13 protein-coding genes are annotated in these 18,597 nt (G+C 67.0%); 7 read left to right on the top strand and 6 right to left on the bottom strand.

Features of this window, described 5'->3' with window-relative positions; translation table 11 throughout:
- Window positions 1-179: 179 nt before the first annotated feature.
- The gene (locus ACQG3P_RS17605) at window positions 180-1,592 is read right to left on the bottom strand and encodes a class II fumarate hydratase (protein ID WP_426805778.1); all 1,413 of its coding nucleotides are present in this window, start codon (window positions 1,590-1,592) and stop codon (window positions 180-182) included.
- Between the two features lie 274 nt (window positions 1,593-1,866).
- On the opposite strand from ACQG3P_RS17605, the gene ACQG3P_RS17600 reads away from it, so the two are divergent.
- The 7 genes from ACQG3P_RS17600 to lpdA all read left to right on the top strand — a co-directional run bounded on the left by ACQG3P_RS17600 (window position 1,867) and on the right by lpdA (window position 12,547).
- Window positions 1,867-3,201: a hemolysin family protein gene (locus ACQG3P_RS17600; protein WP_426805777.1), complete on the top strand. Its 1,335-nt coding sequence runs from the start codon at window positions 1,867-1,869 to the stop codon at window positions 3,199-3,201.
- Between the two features lie 35 nt (window positions 3,202-3,236).
- Window positions 3,237-4,604 (top strand): adenylosuccinate lyase, encoded by a 1,368-nt coding sequence (gene purB / locus ACQG3P_RS17595; RefSeq protein ID WP_068852978.1) that lies wholly within the window; start codon window positions 3,237-3,239, stop codon window positions 4,602-4,604.
- A gap of 222 nt (window positions 4,605-4,826) precedes the next feature.
- Entirely contained in the window at window positions 4,827-6,260 is a 1,434-nt protein-coding gene (locus ACQG3P_RS17590) for a JmjC domain-containing protein (protein WP_426805776.1), read from the top strand.
- Window position 6,261: 1 nt separating this feature from the next.
- Window positions 6,262-6,786 (top strand): hypothetical protein, encoded by a 525-nt coding sequence (locus ACQG3P_RS17585; RefSeq protein ID WP_245356559.1) that lies wholly within the window; start codon window positions 6,262-6,264, stop codon window positions 6,784-6,786.
- Window positions 6,787-6,970: 184 nt separating this feature from the next.
- The gene (locus ACQG3P_RS17580) at window positions 6,971-9,802 is read left to right on the top strand and encodes a 2-oxoglutarate dehydrogenase E1 component (protein WP_068852984.1); all 2,832 of its coding nucleotides are present in this window, start codon (window positions 6,971-6,973) and stop codon (window positions 9,800-9,802) included.
- A gap of 42 nt (window positions 9,803-9,844) precedes the next feature.
- On the top strand, window positions 9,845-11,050 hold the full coding sequence (sucB, locus tag ACQG3P_RS17575; RefSeq protein WP_426805775.1) for a dihydrolipoyllysine-residue succinyltransferase: 1,206 nt from the start codon (window positions 9,845-9,847) through the stop codon (window positions 11,048-11,050).
- A gap of 60 nt (window positions 11,051-11,110) precedes the next feature.
- Window positions 11,111-12,547, top strand: coding sequence for a dihydrolipoyl dehydrogenase (gene lpdA / locus ACQG3P_RS17570; protein WP_068852991.1), 1,437 nt, complete (start codon window positions 11,111-11,113; stop codon window positions 12,545-12,547).
- Between the two features lie 228 nt (window positions 12,548-12,775).
- Here lpdA and ACQG3P_RS17565 read toward each other — a convergent pair whose 3' ends face one another.
- The 5 genes from ACQG3P_RS17565 to ACQG3P_RS17545 all read right to left on the bottom strand — a co-directional run.
- Window positions 12,776-12,994: a hypothetical protein gene (locus tag ACQG3P_RS17565; RefSeq protein WP_426805774.1), complete on the bottom strand. Its 219-nt coding sequence runs from the start codon at window positions 12,992-12,994 to the stop codon at window positions 12,776-12,778.
- A gap of 215 nt (window positions 12,995-13,209) precedes the next feature.
- Window positions 13,210-14,634 (bottom strand): replicative DNA helicase, encoded by a 1,425-nt coding sequence (locus tag ACQG3P_RS17560; protein ID WP_068852994.1) that lies wholly within the window; start codon window positions 14,632-14,634, stop codon window positions 13,210-13,212.
- A 242-nt stretch (window positions 14,635-14,876) separates the two neighbouring features.
- On the bottom strand, window positions 14,877-15,437 hold the full coding sequence (locus ACQG3P_RS17555; RefSeq protein WP_093532523.1) for an NADPH-dependent FMN reductase: 561 nt from the start codon (window positions 15,435-15,437) through the stop codon (window positions 14,877-14,879).
- A gap of 103 nt (window positions 15,438-15,540) precedes the next feature.
- The gene (asnB, locus tag ACQG3P_RS17550; protein ID WP_426805773.1) at window positions 15,541-17,484 is read right to left on the bottom strand and encodes an asparagine synthase (glutamine-hydrolyzing); all 1,944 of its coding nucleotides are present in this window, start codon (window positions 17,482-17,484) and stop codon (window positions 15,541-15,543) included.
- A gap of 3 nt (window positions 17,485-17,487) precedes the next feature.
- On the bottom strand, window positions 17,488-18,597 hold a 1,110-nt coding region (locus ACQG3P_RS17545; RefSeq protein ID WP_426805772.1), incomplete at its 5' end, for an alpha-ketoacid dehydrogenase subunit beta.

Here is an 18,597-nt window from a genome sequence, read left to right as displayed (position 1 = left end):
TGGTACCGCCTGCGCTCCACGAAGCGCAGGTGGCCTGAACGCCCCTTGAGAGTGTCCAGAAAAACTTGACCACCACAGGTTTACGGCGTGTCCCGTAGGGGGCTGCCCGACGGCCGCCCCGCTCTCAGAGATGGAAACGCTGCTGTTAGCTGTTAGCTGTTAGCTGTAGCTTTTAGCTTTCAACCACCGCCACCACTACCGGCATGAATGCCGCCAGCCGTAAGCGCCGCCGGATCCAGCAGCCGGCGCAGTTCGGCTTCGGACAACCCACTGTCTTCCTTCGCCACATCCAGCACCGGGCGCTGCTCCTTGTACGCACGCTTGGCGATCGCCGCGGCCTTTTCGTACCCGATGATCGGGTTCAGCGCCGTCACCAGGATCGGGTTGCGGCCCAGCGCCTCGCGTACGCGGTCTTCGCGCACTTTCAGCCCGGCGATGGCCGTGTCGGCCAGCAGCCGCGAGATGTTGGAGAGCAGTCCGATGCCATCCAGCAGGTTCGCCGCGATCAGCGGCAGCGTCACGTTCAACTGGAAGTTGCCCGTCTGCCCCGCCACCGTGATCGCCGTGTGGTGCCCGATCACCTGCGCGCACACCATCACCGTCGCCTCCGGAATCACCGGATTGACCTTGCCCGGCATTATCGAACTGCCCGGCTGCAGCGCCGGCAGCTCGATCTCGCCCAGGCCCGCCAACGGACCGGCATTCATCCAGCGCAGGTCGTTGGCAATCTTGATCAATGCCACCGCCAGCGCATTGAGCTGGCCCGACAGCTCCACCGCATCGTCCTGCGCGGCCAGGCCCTCGAACTTGTTTTCCGCGCTGTCAAAGCGCACCCCGGTCTGTTGCTTCAGGCGCTTGGCCACCCGCTCGCCGAAGCGCGGGTCCGCATTGATGCCCGTACCGATCGCCGTGCCACCCAGCGGCAGCCGGCGCAGCCGCTTGAGGCTGTCTTCCAGGCGCTCCTGCGCCGACGACAGCTGCGCCGACCAGGCACCGAATTCCTGTTCAAAGGTCAGCGGCATCGCATCCATCAGGTGCGTGCGACCGGTCTTGACCACCTTGCGCAGCGCGCGGCCACGCTTGTCGATGGTCTTGCGCAGGTGCACCAGCGCCGGCAGCAGCTGCTCCTGTACGCCCAGCAGCGCCGATACCCGCAACGCCGTCGGGATCACATCGTTCGAGCTCTGGCCCTGGTTGACGTGGTCGTTCGGATGCACCGTGGTCTTGCCCGCCTTGCCCGCGCGGTTGGCCAGCGTGGCAATGACCTCGTTGGCATTCATGTTCGACGAGGTGCCCGAACCGGTCTGGTAGATGTCGATCGGGAAGTGCGCATCGTGGCGGCCCTCGGCCACTTCGTCGGCCGCGCTTTCAATGGCCTTTCCGATGTTCTTCGGCAGGTGGCCCAGCTCGGCGTTGACCGCCGCTGCGGCGCCCTTCACCAGGCCCAGCGCGCGGATGAAACCGCGCGGCATGCGTTGGCCCGAGACCGGGAAGTTGTCCACCGCGCGCTGTGTCTGCGCGCCCCACAGCGCATCTGCAGGCACCTGCAGTTCGCCCATGCTGTCGTGCTCGGTCCTGAAACCCTTGCTCATTGCATCACTCCGCGATTCTTTCAGTTGGGAAAGGGAACGGCGGCTGGCAACGGGCCTTCATTCCCTGGCTGGCGGCTGCGGTCACGATACTCCCAAGCGGGAATGAATCCCAACGGCAGCTGGCATCGGCTAGACTCGGAATTCGTGTTCATTCAGACAGTATCCCGCTTCCCATGGGCGACGACCCCCACTGTAGTGCGTGCCACGACCAACGGTCGTGGCCTACCTGTTTCTTCCCCGCCGTCACCAGCAGCGCATGGCGCCGAGGGCGCGCATGATCGTCGGCAACCTGCTGCTCCTGCTGCTGGCCCTGTTCCTGGTAGTGCTCAACGGCTTCTTCGTGGCCGCCGAGTTCGCCCTGGTCAAACTGCGCCACACCCAGGCCGTCGGCCTGGCTGCCAGGCACGGCTGGCGCGGCCGCCTGCTGCTCAACGTGCATTCGCACCTGGATGCCTACCTCTCGGCCTGCCAGCTCGGCATCACCCTGTCCTCGCTGGGCCTGGGCTGGGTCGGTGAGCCCGCGTTCGCGCACCTGCTGCAGCCTCTTTTCGATGCCCTCGGCATGGGCCCGGAAGGCGCACGCCTGACCGCCTTCATCATCGCCTTCAGCCTGATCTCGTTCCTGCACATCGTGCTGGGCGAACTGGCGCCGAAGTCCATGGCCATCCGCCGTCCCGAAGCCATGTCGCTGTGGACCGCCGCGCCGCTGTACCTGTTCTACTGGTCCATGTTCCCGGCCATCTGGCTGCTCAACCACAGCGCCAACGCGCTGCTGCGGCTGGCCGGCTGGGGCGATGTCGAGCACACCTCGCACCGTTACTCCCGCGAAGAACTCAAGCTGATCGTCGCCCGCCAGCAGCCCGGCGCCGGCGCACCGGACCAGGACCTGACCCTGATGAGCCACGCGCTGGAGCTGCCCGAACTGGTGGCCGGCGACCTGATGCGCCCGCGCGAACACATGCGCGTGTTCCGCCAGGGCATGGATCTTGCCGGGGTGATGGCCGAGTTCGCCGAAAGCCGCTACAGCCGCTACCCGTGGTTCGACAGCGATGGCGAGGAAGTGCTGGGCATCCTGCACATGAAGGACCTGCTGGTGGAGATCGCCCGCGGCCAGCCCACCGACGACCTGCGCGCCCTGCTGCGCCCGGCCAACCTGATCGCGCTGGAAACCCCGGTCACCGCCGTGCTTGAGCGCTTCCGCACCGGCACCACGCACATGGCCCTGTGCGTGGAGGAACACGGCCGCATCCTGGGCTACTTCACCCTGGAAGACCTGCTGGAAGTGGTGGTCGGCGATATCGAGGACGAGCACCCGCACGTGGTCAAGGATGCCCCCACCCGGGGCGCCGACGGCACCCTGCTGGTGGCCGGCTCCACCTCCATCTTCCGCCTGGAACGCCTGCTGGGCCGCGACCTGGCCGCGCCCGAACACCTCAATTCGGTCGGCGGGCTGATCGTGCACCAGCTGCAGCGCCTGCCCGAAGAAGGCGAGGAAGTGCGCATCGACGGCCAGCTGTTCACCGTCAAGCGCATGGCCGGCCACCGGATCCAGGCCGTCACCGTACGGCTGGCGCCCGAAGAGGCCGACGAGGACCCCGGGGCAGCGTAGAATGACGGCCCCCGCCGTCATTGCCTGCGCCCGCCATGTCCGAATTCGCCCTGCTCGCCCTGTCCCCGCTTGATGGCCGCTATGCCGGCAAGGTCGACGCCCTGCGCCCGATCTTCTCCGAATACGGCCTGATCAAGGCCCGCGTGAAGGTCGAAGTGGAGTGGCTGCTGGCCCTGGCCAACGAACCGGGCATCGCCGAGCTGGCACCGTTCCCGGCCGCCGCCGCCGCGCGTCTGCGCGCCCTGGCCGACGGGTTCGCCCCGGCCCACGCCGCACGGGTGAAGGAAATCGAGCGCACCACCAACCACGACGTCAAGGCCGTGGAGTACTTCATCAAGGAACAGCTCAAGGATGACGCCGAGCTGGCCCCGGCCCTGGAGTTCGTGCATTTCGCCTGCACCAGCGAAGACATCAACAACCTCAGCTACGGCCTGATGCTGGAAGAAGCCCGCCGCACCGTGCTGCTGCCGTCGCTGGACGACATCGCCGCCCGCCTGCGCGCCCTGGCCCATGCCCAGGCCGAACAGCCGATGCTGTCGCGCACCCACGGCCAGACCGCCTCGCCCACCACCCTGGGCAAGGAAGTGGCCAACGTGGTCGCCCGCCTGGAGCGCCAGCGCCGCCAGATCGCCGCGGTCGAGCTGACCGGCAAGATCAATGGCGCGGTGGGCAACTACAACGCCCACGCCATCGCCTACCCGGACGTGGACTGGCCGGCCTTCGCCAAGCGCTTCGTCGAAAGCCTGGGCCTGGTGTTCAACCCCTACACCACCCAGATCGAGCCGCACGACAACATTGCCGAGATCGGCGACGCCGCCCGCCGCGCCAACATCATCCTGATCGACCTGGCCCGCGACATCTGGGGCTACATCTCGCTGGGCTACTTCAAGCAGAAGCTCAAGGAAGGCGAAGTCGGCTCGTCGACCATGCCGCACAAGGTCAACCCGATCGACTTCGAAAACGCCGAAGGCAACTTCGGCATCGCCAACGCCCTGTTCGAGCATTTCAGCGCCAAGCTGCCGATCAGCCGCTGGCAGCGCGACCTCACCGATTCCACCGTGCTGCGCGCGGTGGGCACCGCCTTCGGCCACAGCCAGGTCGCCCTGGACTCGCTGGCCAAGGGCCTGGGCAAGTTGACCGTGAACCCCGAACGCCTCAACGCCGACCTGGATGCCGCGTGGGAAGTGCTGGCCGAAGCCGTGCAGACGGTGATGCGTCGCCATGGCCTGCCCAACCCCTACGAACAGCTCAAGGCCCTGACCCGTGGCCAGGGCATCACCGCCGAATCGATGAAGGCGTTCGTGGAGTCGCTGGACCTGCCGGAAGACGCCAAGCAGGGCCTGCGCGAGCTGACCCCGGGTGGGTATATCGGCCTGGCCGCCGATCTGGCCAAGGCGATCTGATCGCGTTGATCAGGCAGTGACCCCGGACGGGGCGCCGGAATATCCGGTGCCCCGTTTTCGTTTGGCGCCGCGTGGGCCGACCAACGGTCGGCGCTACCGGGGCACGCGCGACAGTGCGGCGCAGGTGCAGATCCTGTTCAACCAGCGGACAATGGCGGGACGAGCGCGCGCTTCGTCTGCTGCGCCAATCGCATTCCGTCTACACGCTTCAAGGATTCCCCCATGGCCGTCCACAAGACCAAAACCCCCGTCATCGAAGTCCAGGCCCGCCCCGGCCTGCCGCTGGGCATGCCCGCCGCGACGTTCCTGCGCGACTACTGGCAGAAACGCCCGCTGCTGATCCGCGGCGCCTTCCCCGATTTTGAAACCCCGCTCCAGCCCGAAGACCTGGCCGGCCTGGCCTGCGAGGAGACCGCCCTCGCCCGCCTGATCAGCCACGACCGCGCCACCGACGGCTGGTCCGTGCGCACCGGCCCGTTCCAGGAAGAAGAATTCCCCGGCATGCCCGACCACGACTGGACCCTGCTGGTCCAGGACGTAGACAAATGGGACCCGGATGTCCGCGCCCTGATCAGCCACTTCGACTTCCTGCCGCGCTGGCGCATGGACGATGTAATGATCAGCTTCGCCGCCACCGGCGGCTCGGTCGGCGCCCACGTCGACCAGTACGACGTGTTCCTGCTGCAGGCCCATGGCCACCGCCGCTGGCAGATCGACGCCAGCGAATCCACCAAGGGCAAGCGCCCCCCGCTGGAGTTCCGCAACGACGTCGAACTCAAGCTGCTGCGCCGCTTCAAGCCCACCCACGACTGGGTGCTGGAGCCCGGCGACATGCTGTACCTGCCGCCCAACGTCCCCCACAACGGCGTGGCCGAAGACCCCTGCCTGACCTTCTCCTTCGGCATGCGCGCCCCGGCCTCCGCCGAGCTCATCAGCGACTACCTGGACACCCTGATCATGGATGCCGACGAGGCCATCCGCTACCAGGACCCGGACCTGAAGGTGCCCGAAGACCCCAACGAAATCGACGCCGTGGCCATGGGCCGCGTGGTCCAGGCCCTCAACGCCATCCGCATGAACGACCCCGACCGCCTCGGCGACTGGTTCGGCCGCTTCATCACCACCTACCGCGCCGCCGGTGACGTGGTCGCCTCCGGCGAACCGCTCCCGCGCGAACACATCGAAGCCGCCCTGGCCGAAGGCATCGAGCTCGGCCGCCACCCGTGGGCCCGCCTGGCCTGGCGCCGGGCCAAGCGTGGTGCCAGCCTGTACTGCAGCGGCCTTGAATTCGCCCTGCCGGTGAAGGATGCCCAGGCCCTGGCCGCCGCCGAACAGATCGGTGGTGCCCTGTACCAGAAGCTCTCGGCCAAGGGCCGCGACGCCCTGCACGCGCTGGTGGCCGGTGGCTACTACCAGCTGCTCGACGGCGACGCGTTCGACGACGAAGACGAGTACGAAGAGGACGCGGTGGGCGAATACGAAATCATCGACGCCACCGAAACCGTCGAGGTCCTCGAGGATGAAGACGTCGAAGCCAACGTGCACGAAGTGACCATCCACGACGATGGCGTCGAAGTGATCGTCGATTTCGACGACACCGACGACAGCGAGGACGACCAGGCCGTCGGCACCCCCGACGGCGGCGCCGGCTCCTGACATGAGCGGGCCCGGCAGCGCCGACCCGCACCTGCGCCGCCTGCCGGGCGGCGCGGTCGCCATCGACAACGCCGACGAGGCGGTGGCCATCACCACCGCCGTGGTCGAGCGCGCCCGCCGCCAGTTGTGGCTGCACAGCCGCGTACTCGACCCCGGCCTGCTCGATGCACCGCCGGTGCTGGAGGCCCTGCGCCGCTTCGCCACCGCCCGCCACGACAAGCAGGTCCGGCTGATCGTCCACGACGCGGCCGCCATCGCCCAGGCCGGCTCGCCCCTGCTGGGCCTGGTCCAGCGCCTGCCCACCGTGTTCCGGGTGCGCCAGGTGACCGACCCGATCGACCGCGCCCTCGCCTCGGCCTGCCTGCTCAACGATGCCGGCGACTACTACTTTCGTCTGAGTGGGCTCCGTTACGACGGTGAAGCCGGGCTCGCCATGCCCGCACGTTCGCGGCCGTTGCAGGACGGTTTGCAGCGCGTATGGGAACGTTCGCGCGATTGCAGCGAGCTGCGCGCGCTCGGCTTCTAGTCCCGTTCCGGGTCCTGAACCTGTCTGGGAATGACACCACGGCCCCGCCACAGGCCGTTCCGGTGCCCCTTCCTGTCTCGATGGGGGTACAATTTGGACCGTTAGATACCGCCCGTGCAGGGCTATTCATTTTCCCTGCCGGATCATCGAAGCCTTACCCCACAAGCGAATCCGACCCTCCATCGTGGACAATCTACTGAAGCAGTTTGCGCAGTCTTCGCAGCTCGCCGGCGGCAACGCCTCCTATATCGAGGATCTGTACGAGCAGTACCTCGTTTCTCCGGACAGTGTCGATCCCAAATGGAAGACCTACTTCGACGGCTTCAAGGGCCGCGAAGCCGGTGACATTCCGCATTCGGCCGTCATCGCCCATATCGCCGACGCCGCCAAGAACGCCGTCAAGGGCGGTGGCAACTCCGGTGCCAGCGACGAACGCGAGCGCAATGTCGGTCGCCTGATCACGGCGTACCGGTCGCGCGGCCACCTGGACGCCCGCCTGGACCCGCTGGGCCTGGCCCAGGCCGTCAACTCGCCGGACCTTGGCCTGCCGTTCCACAGCCTGTCCGAGGGTGACCTCAACGCCGAGTTCAGCACCGGCGGTGTCGGTGGCCAGCCGCGCATGAAGCTGCGCGACCTGCTGGAGCGCCTGAAGAAGACCTACACCGGCTCGATCGGTGCGGAATTCATGCACATCTCCGAGGTCGAGCAGCGCCAGTGGATCTACCAGCGCCTGGAACTGGCCGGTGGCAACTACAGCCTGGACGCTGACACCCAGCGCCGCACGCTGGAGCGCCTGACCGCTGCCGAAGGCCTGGAACGCTACCTGCACACCAAGTACGTCGGCCAGAAGCGCTTCTCGCTGGAAGGCGGCGATTCGCTGATCCCGATGATGGACACCATCATCCGTGACGCCGGCAAGGATGGCGTCAAGGACGTGGTGATCGGCATGGCCCACCGTGGCCGCCTCAACGTGCTGGTCAACACCCTGGGCAAGAACCCGCGCAAGCTGTTCGACGAGTTCGAAGGCAAGTTCGAGCACGACGAACACGCCTCCGCCGGCGACGTGAAGTACCACATGGGCTTCTCGGCCGACGTGGCCACCGACGGTGGCCCGGTCCACCTGGCGCTGGCGTTCAACCCGTCGCACCTGGAAATCGCCGACCCGGTCGTGGCCGGTTCCGTGCGTTCGCGCCAGGAGCGCCGCAAGGACACCGCCCGCAAGCAGGTCATGCCGATCCTGATCCACGGCGACGCGGCCTTCTCCGGCCAGGGCGTGGTGATGGAACTGTTCCAGATGTCGCAGGCCCGCGGCTTCGCCGTCGGTGGCACCGTGCACATCGTGGTGAACAACCAGGTTGGCTTCACCACGTCGAACCCGGAAGACACCCGCTCGACCCGTTACGCCACCGACGTGGCCAAGATGATCGCAGCCCCGGTGCTGCACGTGAACGGTGACGATCCGGAAGCGGTGGTGTTCGCCGCCAGGCTGGCCTTCGAGTTCCGCCAGAAGTTCGCCAAGGACGTGGTCATCGACCTGATGTGCTACCGCCGTTGGGGCCACAACGAGGCCGACGAACCGGCGATCACCCAGCCGCTGATGTACCAGGTGATCCGCAAGCACCAGACCACCCGCGAGCTGTACGCCGCGCAGCTGGAACAGGCCGGCGTGATCGCCGCCGGTGCCGGCAAGGCGATGGTCGATGCCTACCGCGAGAAGCTGGACGCCGGTGAAGTCACCACCGAACTGGCCAAGGTCGAAAAGACCCCGCCGAGCAGCGCGCTGTTCGTGGATTGGCCCAAGCTGCTGGAAGGCAAGCTGTCCGACCCGGTCTCCACCAAGGTGGACCCGGCGAAGCTGAAGCAGCTGGCCGACCTGATCAACACCGTGCCGGCCGAAGTGGAACTGCACTCGCGCGTGGCCAAGGTGTACGACGACCGCCGCAAGATGGCCGCCGGCGAGATCCCGGGCGACTGGGGCTTTGCCGAGAACCTGGCCTACGCCACCCTGCTCGACGAAGGCCATGCACTGCGCCTGGTCGGCCAGGACGTGGGCCGCGGTACGTTCACCCACCGCCACGCGATCCTGCACGACCAGAAGACCGACAACTACTACCTGCCGCTGCGGCAGCTGGTGGATTCGCCGGAGAAGGCCAGCATCATCGATTCGCTGCTCAGCGAAGAAGCGGTGATGGCCTACGAGTACGGGTTCTCGACCACCGATCCCAACACCCTGTGCATCTGGGAAGGCCAGTTCGGCGATTTCGCCAACGGCGCCCAGGTGGTGATCGACCAGTTCATCGCTGCCGGCGAAGCCAAGTGGGGCCGTATCACCGGCCTGACCCTGCTGCTGCCGCACGGTTATGAAGGGCAAGGCCCGGAACACAGCTCGGCGCGCCTGGAGCGCTTCCTGCAGCTGTGCGCGCTGGAAAACATGCTGGTGGTGGTGCCGTCGACCCCCGCGCAGGCGTTCCACATGCTGCGCCGCCAGATGCACCTGACCACCCGCAAGCCGCTGGTGGTGATGTCGCCCAAGTCGCTGCTGCGCCACAAGCTGGCCGTGTCGACCCTGGACGAGCTGGCCAACGGCGAGTTCCAGCACCTGATCGGCGATGCCAACGCAGAAGCCAAGAAGGTCAAGCGCGTGGTGCTGTGTTCGGGCAAGGTCTACTACGACCTGCTGGAAGACCAGACCAAGCGTGGCCAGGACGACGTTGCCATCATCCGCGTGGAACAGCTGTACCCGTTCCCGCGCGCGCTGCTGGCGGCCGAACTGAAGAAGTACGGCAAGGCCACCGACGTGGTGTGGACGCAGGAAGAACCGCAGAACCAGGGCGCGTGGTACCAGATCCGCCACCACCTGCAGTTCTGCCTGGCCGATGGCCAGAGCCTGCACTACGCCGGTCGCGCCCGTTCGGCCTCCCCGGCTGCCGGTCACATGGCCGACCACATCATCGAACAGCAGAAGCTGGTCGCCGATGCCTTGGTCAACCCGTTCAACGACGCGGTCGCTGAATAACTTTCCCCTCATTCCAGAAAAGACAAACCAGGAAGCCCCCGCATGGCCACCGAAGTCAAAGCCCCGGTACTGCCCGAATCCGTCGCCGACGGCACCATCGCCACCTGGCACAAGAAGGTCGGCGACGCCGTCAAGCGTGACGAAAACCTGCTCGACCTGGAAACCGACAAGGTCGTGCTGGAAGTGCCGTCGCCGGTTGATGGCGTGCTGAAGGAAATCAAGTTCGAGGTGGGTGCCACCGTGACCTCCAGTCAGGTCGTGGCGATCATCGAGGAAGGTGCCGTGGCTGCTGCCCCGGCTCCGGCTGCTGCTGAAGCCAAGCCGGCCGCTGCTGCGCCGGCCGCTGCCGCTGCTCCGGCCGCTGCTGCCGCGCCGGCCCCGGCGTCGAAGTCCGCTGCCGATGCCCTGCCCCCGGGCGCGCGCTTCAGCGCCATCACCGAAGGCGTCAACCCGGCCGATGTGGACGGCACCGGCCGTCGCGGCGCGGTGACCAAGGAAGACATCGTCAACTTCGCCCGCAACGGCGGCGCCGGCAAGGCCGGTGGCGCACGTCCGGAAGAACGCGTGCCGATGACCCGCATCCGCAAGCGCATCGCCGAACGCCTGATGGAGTCCAAGAACTCCACCGCCATGCTGACCACCTTCAACGAAGTCGACCTGTCCAAGGTGTCGGCCGCGCGCAAGGACCTGCAGGACGAATTCGTCAAGGCGCACGGCATCAAGCTGGGCTTCATGAGCTTCTTCGTGAAGGCCGCCGCCAACGCGCTGCAGCGCTTCCCGCTGGTCAACGCCTCGATCGACGGCGACGACATCATCTACCACGGCTATTCGGACATCTCCATCGCGGTCTCGACCGAGAAGGGCCTGGTCACGCCGGTGCTGCGCAACGTCGAGCGCATGTCGTTCGCCGACATCGAAAAGACCATTGCCGACTACGCCAAGAAGGCCCGTGACGGCAAGCTCAGCCTGGAAGAACTGCAGGGCGGCACCTTCACCGTGACCAACGGCGGCACCTTCGGTTCGCTGCTGTCCACCCCGATCATCAACCCGCCGCAGAGCGCCATCCTGGGCATGCACGCCATCAAGGATCGTCCGATCGCCCAGAACGGCCAGGTCGTGATCGCGCCGATGATGTACCTGGCGATGTCCTACGACCACCGCATCATCGACGGCAAGGATTCGGTGCAGTTCCTGGTGGACATCAAGAACCAGCTGGAAAACCCGGGCCGCATGCTGTTCGGCCTGTAAGACCTCCCGCCCCTCCGCGCCTGCGCGGAGGGGTTCTGGTAAAGCATCAAGGAATTTTCAATGGCTGAACAATTCGACGTTGTCGTCATCGGTGCCGGTCCGGCCGGCTACCACGCCGCCATCCGCGCCGCGCAGCTGGGTCTGAAGACCGCCTGCATCGACGCTGCCCTGGGCAAGGATGGCAAGCCGGCGCTGGGCGGTACCTGCCTGCGCGTGGGCTGCATCCCGTCCAAGGCGCTGCTGGACTCCTCGCGCCAGTTCTGGAACATGGGCCACATCTTTGGCGACCACGGCATCAGCTTCAAGGACGCCAAGATGGACGTCGAGGCGATGGTTGGCCGCAAGGACAAGATCGTCAAGCAGTTCACTGGCGGCATCGCCATGCTGTTCAAGGCCAACAAGGTCACCGCCTACTACGGTTTCGGTGAACTGCAGCCGGGCAACGTGGTCAAGGTCACCCAGCACGACGGCGAAGTCGTCGAGCTCAAGGGCACCAACGTGATCATCGCCGCCGGTTCGGATTCGATCGAACTGCCGTTCGCCAAGTTCGACGGCGAGACCATCGTCGACAACGTCGGCGGCCTGGATTTCACCGAAGTCCCGGCGCGCCTGGCCGTGATCGGCGCCGGTGTGATCGGCCTGGAACTGGGCAGCGTGTGGAAGCGCCTCGGCGCCGAAGTGACCATCCTGGAAGCGCTGCCGACCTTCCTGGCCGCAGCCGATGCCGAAGTGGGCAAGGTGGCCGCCAAGGAATTCAAGAAGCAGGGCCTGGACATCCGCCTGGGTGCCAAGGTTTCCAAGGCGGAAGTGACCGGCAAGGGCAAGAAGAAGGAAGTCGCCCTGACCTACACCGACGCCGAAGGCGAAAAGAGCCTGGTGGTGGACAAGCTGCTGGTGGCCGTCGGCCGCCGCGCCGCGACCAAGGGCCTGCTGGCCGAAGGCACCGGCGTGAAGGTCAACGAGCGTGGCCAGATCGAAGTGGACGACCATTGCCACACCGGCGTTGATGGCGTGTGGGCGGTCGGCGACTGCGTGCGCGGCCCGATGCTGGCGCACAAGGGCTTCGAGGAAGGCATCGCGGTGGCCGAGCTGATCGCGGGCCTGCCGGGCCACGTCAACATGGACACCATTCCGTGGGTCATCTACACCGAGCCGGAACTGGCCTGGGTAGGCAAGACCGAAGAGCAGCTGAAGGCCGAAGGCATTCCGTACAAGGCCGGCAGCTTCCCGTTCGCCGCCAACGGCCGTGCCGTGGCCATGATCGAGCCGGCTGGCTTCGTCAAGGTCCTGGCCCACGCCGAGACCGACCGCATCCTGGGCATGCACCTGGTCGGCGCAAACGTGTCCGAGCTGGTCCACGAAGGCGTGCTGACCATGGAGTTCAGTGGTTCGGCCGACGACCTGGCCCGCATCTGCCACGCCCACCCGTCCCTGTCGGAAGTCGTCCACGACGCCGCCATGGCCGTGAGCAAGCGCGCGATCCACAAGGCCAACTGACCGGCCCCGTGGTGATGCAACGAAAAACCCCGCCTAGGCGGGGTTTTTTGTGCGCGTACGCCGTCCACCCGACGCGTTGCCCCGCGTAGAGCCGACTGTCAGTCGGCTGCCGTAGGCGCGATCCCGGAACATCGCGCTGCGCGCGATAGCCGACTGACAGTCGGCTCTACCGTGCTATGGCCGACTGACAGTCGGCTCTACCGTGCTATGGCCGACTCACAGTCGGCTCTACCGTGCTGTGGCCACGCGGCCGCCGCCCAGCAGGCGTGCGGGCAGCATGAGCAGTGCACCCAGGAACGCGAACAGTGCCGAGAAGGTGACGCCGACCAGCCGGAACGGCAGGCTCAGCAACCATACGAGCGGCCAGGCCAGCAGGGCCAGGATCGCCAGTGGCCAGCACAGGACGAACAGCAGGCACCATACGCCGAGCGCGAACAGGGTCTTCATGACGGGTCTCCAGGGCGGCACCTTGCCGCGGCAGGACCACGTTGCCGCCCTGCCCGCCCGGGTTCAACCGGTTTGCGACGAAACCCCGGATCCGCCGACGAAACGCGTACCGACCAACGGTCGGTACCTACCGGGTCCGTCCGGCACACCCGGTCGGGCATGGGTCCGTCCGGCACCACCCCGGTAGCGCACGACCGTTGGTCGTGCGCCCGTCATCATTCGAACGACCCCACCGAATCGTGCGAGAGGTTGTCGAACCGGGTGTACTCGCCGAAGAACTTGAGCTTGCACGAGCCGGTCGGGCCGCCTCGGTGCTTGCCGATGATGATCTCGGCCAGCCCCTTGTCCGGGGAATTTTCCTTGTTGTAGTAATCGTCGCGGTAGATGAACACGATCATGTCCGCGTCCTGCTCGATTGCGCCGGATTCGCGAAGGTCGGCCATCACCGGGCGCTTGTCGGTTCGGGTTTCCAGCGAGCGGTTGAGCTGCGACAGCGCGATCACCGGCACGTTCAGTTCCTTGGCCAGGCCCTTGAGCGAACGCGAGATTTCCGAGATTTCGGTGGCGCGGTTTTCGCTGTTGCCCGGCACGCTCATCAGCTGCAGGTAGTCGATCACGATCAACCCCAGGTCATGCTCGCGCTTGAGGCGGCGGCACTTGGAGCGCAGGATCTCCGGCGACACGCCCGGCGTGTCGTCGATGAAGATCTTGGTTTCCTTCAGCATGCGGATGGCGCCGGTGACCCGGCTCCAGTCCTCGTCTTCCAGCTGGCCGGTACGCAGGCGCTGGGCGTTGATGCGGCCGTTGGAGGAAATCAGGCGCATGGCCAGCTGCGACGCCGACATTTCCATCGAGAACACCGCCACGCCCTTCTTGGACTTGATGGCCGCGTACTCGGCGATGTTCAGCGCGAAGGTGGTCTTGCCCATGGCCGGTCGCGCGGCCAGGATGATCAGGTCGGTCGGCTGCAGGCCGGCGGTCATCGCGTCGAAGTCGGCGTAGCCGGTGGGCAGGCCGGTGATGTTGCCGCCGTTCTCGAAGCGGTTGCGCAGCTCTTCGAAAGCGTCCTTCAGCGCGCCGGGCATCGCCACGAAATCGGTGCGGCCACGCGCGCCCTGCTCGGCGATGGCGAACACGGATTTTTCCGCCGCCGACAGCAGTTCGCTGCTCTCGCGGCCTTCCGGCTGGAAACCATCGTTGACGATGTCGGTGCCAACCTGGATCAGCTGCCGCAGCACCGCTTTGTCGCGCACGATCTCGGCATAGGCCGAGATGTTGGCCGCCGACGGCGTGGTGCTGGCCAGTTCGATCAGGTAGGCGCCATCGCCGACCAGTTCCATCTTGCCCTGCGATTCGAACCACTCGCCAAGGGTCACCGCATCGAACGGGCGGTCGCGCTCGGACAGCTCGCGGATCGCCCGGTAGATGGTCTGGTGGTCGCGCCGGTAGAAGTCGGTTTCGGTCAGCTGGTCGTTGATCCGGTCGTAGCTTTCCGGGGCCAGCATCAAGCCGCCCAGCACCGCCTGTTCGGCCTCGATCGAATGCGGAGGCACGCGCAGCGCGTCGATGCGCATCTCGTCGCGATCAAAGCGGTCACCGCGGTCTTTGCGGTCGGAACGGAAGCCGGAGCGGGCGGACATGAGGGGGTGTTCTTCCTGCAGAGTGGAGCGAGGGACATGGTAGGCACGGAGCGGCCGCCACAGCCATGCACAACCCTGTGGATAAGCGGTGGATAGCCGTGCGCACCGGGCGCAGACGGCACGACCAACGGTCGTGCCCTACCGGTTGCAGGTCGGCGTGACTGGCCGGATGCCGACCCTGTCGGGTAGCGCACGACCGTTGGTCGTGCGCCTTGCCGCTCATTATCGCAGAACCACCGGGTTCAATGCTGACCGCCGTGGGTGGCGATCCAGGCCAGGAACTTGTCCACGAAGCCCTGCAGGAAGTCGCGGGTGCCCTCGTTGCTGATGGTTCCCTGCCCGTCGATCAGCCCTTCCTTGAAATGAATGAACGCTTCGGGCTGGCCCAGCACCGGCATGTCCAGGTAGGCCAGGATGTTGCGCAGGTGCTGCTGGGCCAGCGCGGTGCCGATGGCGCCGATGGAGGCGCCGATGACGGCCGCCGGCTTGCCGGCGAAGGCGCTGTGGCCGTACGGCCGCGAGCCGATGTCGATGGCGTTCTTGAGCACCCCGGGCACCGAACGGTTGTATTCGGGGGTGACGAACAGCACCGCATCGGCCTTCTTGATCTGCTCCTTGAGGCGCAGGCCTTCGGCCGGGTAATCCTTGTCGAAGTCCTGGTTGTAGAGCGGCAGGTCGCCGATCTGCACGTACTCGAAACTGGCCTTGCCGGCGGCCAGCTTCTCCAGCGCATGGGCCAGGGCCTGGTTGTGCGAGCCGGTGCGCAGGCTGCCGACCAGCACGGCGATGGTGGGGGTTGCCATGGAGGAGCTCCGTTAAGGTGGAACGGCCAGCGTAGGGGTGACCGGTGTTGCGCGCGGTGAAGGCGTACGTGGGGCACGCCATGCGTGTCCGGCGCGGTGCCGGTCACGCGCGCGGAACCGCCGCCCTCGCCTCTTTCCAATGCGCCTGCCAGGCCTGGAACATCAGCACGTTCCACAGATGGGTATGCCACTTGCGCTCGCCCTGCTGGAACTGCTTCCACAGGGGAACAATGGCATCCACATGGAACACGCCTTCGGCCGCCAACCGCGCCGGATCCAGCAGTTCATCAGCCCAGCCGCGCAGGTCGCCCTTCAACCACGCGCTGACCGGCGCACCAAAGCCGCGCTTGGGCCGGTGCACCATGTCCTGCGGCACGTAACGGCCCAGCACCCGCTTCAGCATGTACTTGCTCACCCCATCGCGCTGCTTCATCGACAGCGGCAGCGACCAGGCGAACCCGGCCACGCGCCAGTCCAGCAGCGGCGCCCGCGCCTCCAGGCTCACCGCCATGCTGGTGCGGTCCACCTTGCACAGCAGGTCGTCGGGCAGATACGTACTGAAATCGGCCAGCATCATCGCGTCGGCCGGCGAGCCGGCGCCGTGCAGCGGGTCGGCCAGGTCATAGAAGCTGCCCGCGCCGCGCGCGCCGATCACCGCGGACACCGGGTCACGCCAGCGCGAAATGCGGTTGCGGTACACATCGCCGATGCCGCGCGCACCGGTTTCGGCCAGCAGCGCAGCCAGGCCGCCGGTGCGCGAGGCTTCGCCCTGGGTCTGCGAATGGGCGGCCATCCAGCGTCGCAGCGGCGCCGGCAGCCGGCCCAGCAGCGTCCAGTTGCGCAGCGCGCGCTGGTAGCGGCTGTAGCCGAAGAACAGCTCATCGCCGCCGTCGCCGGACAGCGCCACGGTCACCGCGCTGCGCGCCAGCCGTGCCACCAGCGCGGTCGGCACCTGCGAGGCATCGGCGAACGGCTCGTCGAACATCGCCGGCAGCGTCGGCACCACCGCCAGCGCATCGGCGCCGCTGACATACAGCTCGGTGTGATCGGTGCCCAGGTGGGTGGCCAGGGCCTTGGCCAGCGGCGCCTCATCGTGGTCGGAGCCCTGGAACCCGATGCTGAAACTGTGGATCGGCGTGGACGACTGCGACTGCATCAGTGCCGCCACCACCGACGAATCGGTACCGCCAGAGAGGAACACGCCCACCGGCACGTCGGCCACCATGCGCAGCCCGACCGCATCGCGCAGCAGGGCATCGAGCTGGTTCTCGGCATCCTCGTCGCTGCCCACGAACGGCGAGGCCAGCGCCTGCTGCATGCGCTCCCGCGCATTCCAGAACGGCAGCTGCTGCTGGTCGGGGCGGTGCGCGGCCGCACCGGCGGCCACCGCGGCGGCATCCAGCCGCAGCACACGCCCCGGCATCAGCTTGAAGCAGCGTTCGTGAATGCAGTGCGGGGCCGGAATGTAGTCCAACCGCATCAGCAGGGTCAGCGCGTCGCGGTCGATATCGTTGTCGAACGCGGGGTGCTGCCACAGCGCCTTCAGCTCCGAGCCGAACACCAGCGCGTCGCCGGCCCAGCCGTAGTACAGCGGCTTCTTGCCAACCCGGTCGCGGGCCAGCCACAGGCACTGCTCGGCGCGGTCCCACAGGGCGATGGCGAACATGCCGTTGGCACGCTGCAGGGTCTCGTCCAGGCCCCAGGCCACGAACGCGGCCAGCAGCACTTCGGTGTCGGAATGCCCACGGAAAGCATGGCCGCGCGCCTCCAGCTCCAGCCGCAGCGCGGCGAAGTTGTAGACCTCGCCGTTGTAGGCCAGCACATAGCGGCCGTCGTCGGACGCCATCGGCTGGTGGCCCAGCGGCGACAGGTCCAGGATGCTCAGCCGGCGGTGCGCCAGCGCGATGCCACTGGCCGCGTCGGCCCACACCCCGCTGTCATCGGGACCACGGTGCACCAGCGCATCGCCCATCCGGCGCGCCTGCTGTTCCAACGCGGCCTGCTCCCGTACCGGGGCGGCCAGCAACATTCCTGCCAGTCCACACATGCGTCAATGGTCCTGCGCCAACACCCGCGCGGCGCTTGTTACCGCATTGTCGCTTGGAAGCACGCACATTGCTGCCCCCGCGAGCGGTGTGTAGGTATCGGCCCCGCACACCCGCTGCAGCGGCAGGTGGCCGAAGCCGGCCTCGACCAGCGCGGTGATCACCCCCTCGCCCACCCCCGCGCTGTGCCGGCCCTCGTCCACCACCATCACCCGCTGGGCATCGGCAGCCTGCCCGGCAATGAAGCCGGCGTTGAGCGGCACCAGCCAGCGCAGGTCGACCACCCGCACCTGCCAGCCCAGTTCGGCTTCAATGGCGCGCGCCGCACGCAGGCTCATCGGCACCCCGTTGCCGTAGGTGAAAATCACCAGGTCGTTGGCCTCGGCTGCGTATACCCGTCCCTCGCCCAGCACCAGCGCCTGGTCCGGCGCAGGGTACGAAAACAGCCATTGGCCATCGCCGAGTGCGTGCAGGTCCTTGGTCATGTACAGCGCGATGGGCTCCAGGAACACCGCCACCCGCCCATCGACCTGGGCCAGCGCCGCCAGCGTGCGCAGCATCATCGCCGCGTCATCGCCGCGCGAGGCGCAGCCCACCACCAGCCCGGGGATGTCGCGCAGCGCGGCGATCGAGTTGTCGTTGTGGAAGTGGCCGCCGAAGCCCTTCTGGTAGCCCAGCCCGGCAATGCGCACCAGCATCGGGTTGCGGTACTGGTCGTTGGAAAAGAACTGCAGCGAACAGGCTTCGCCGCGCAGCTGGTCGGCGGCGTTGTGCAGGTAGGCCAGGTACTGGATTTCCGGGATCGGCAGCATGCCAAGATTGGCCAGGCCCTGGGCCATGCCCAGGATCATGGTTTCATCCAGCAGCGTGTTGAACACCCGGCGCGGGCCGAAGGCTTTCAGCAGCCCCTTGCTGACCGTGTACACCCCGCCCTTCTGCGCGACGTCCTCGCCGAACAGCAGTGACGAGGGGTACTTGCACAGCAGGTCGTGCAGGGCCTGGTTGATCTGGATCGCCAGGTGCCGCGGCGGCTGCCGTTCCGGCAACTGCGCCGCGCTGCCGAACACCGCCTCGCGCGCCTGCGCCGCCGGCACGCGGCGGGCTTCGGCATGCAA

The organism is Stenotrophomonas sp. SrG (assembly GCF_050031795.1).
Classification (GTDB): Bacteria; Pseudomonadota; Gammaproteobacteria; order Xanthomonadales; family Xanthomonadaceae; genus Stenotrophomonas; species Stenotrophomonas rhizophila_A.
This window is presented reverse-complemented; position numbering and strand designations above follow the sequence as displayed.

Bases quoted from the DNA above. Each gene is read 5' to 3' on its own strand.
- ACQG3P_RS17585 (WP_245356559.1), top strand. From the start codon at position 6,262: ATGAGCGGGCCCGGCAGCGCCGACCCGCACCTGCGCCGCCTGCCGGGC.
- ACQG3P_RS17565 (WP_426805774.1), bottom strand. From the start codon at position 12,994: ATGAAGACCCTGTTCGCGCTCGGCGTATGGTGCCTGCTGTTCGTCCTG.
- ACQG3P_RS17600 (WP_426805777.1), top strand. From the start codon at position 1,867: ATGATCGTCGGCAACCTGCTGCTCCTGCTGCTGGCCCTGTTCCTGGTA.
- lpdA (WP_068852991.1), top strand. From the start codon at position 11,111: ATGGCTGAACAATTCGACGTTGTCGTCATCGGTGCCGGTCCGGCCGGC.
- sucB (WP_426805775.1), top strand. From the start codon at position 9,845: ATGGCCACCGAAGTCAAAGCCCCGGTACTGCCCGAATCCGTCGCCGAC.
- asnB (WP_426805773.1), bottom strand. From the start codon at position 17,484: ATGTGTGGACTGGCAGGAATGTTGCTGGCCGCCCCGGTACGGGAGCAG.
- ACQG3P_RS17555 (WP_093532523.1), bottom strand. From the start codon at position 15,437: ATGGCAACCCCCACCATCGCCGTGCTGGTCGGCAGCCTGCGCACCGGC.
- ACQG3P_RS17560 (WP_068852994.1), bottom strand. From the start codon at position 14,634: ATGTCCGCCCGCTCCGGCTTCCGTTCCGACCGCAAAGACCGCGGTGAC.
- ACQG3P_RS17590 (WP_426805776.1), top strand. From the start codon at position 4,827: ATGGCCGTCCACAAGACCAAAACCCCCGTCATCGAAGTCCAGGCCCGC.
- purB (WP_068852978.1), top strand. From the start codon at position 3,237: ATGTCCGAATTCGCCCTGCTCGCCCTGTCCCCGCTTGATGGCCGCTAT.
- ACQG3P_RS17605 (WP_426805778.1), bottom strand. From the start codon at position 1,592: ATGAGCAAGGGTTTCAGGACCGAGCACGACAGCATGGGCGAACTGCAG.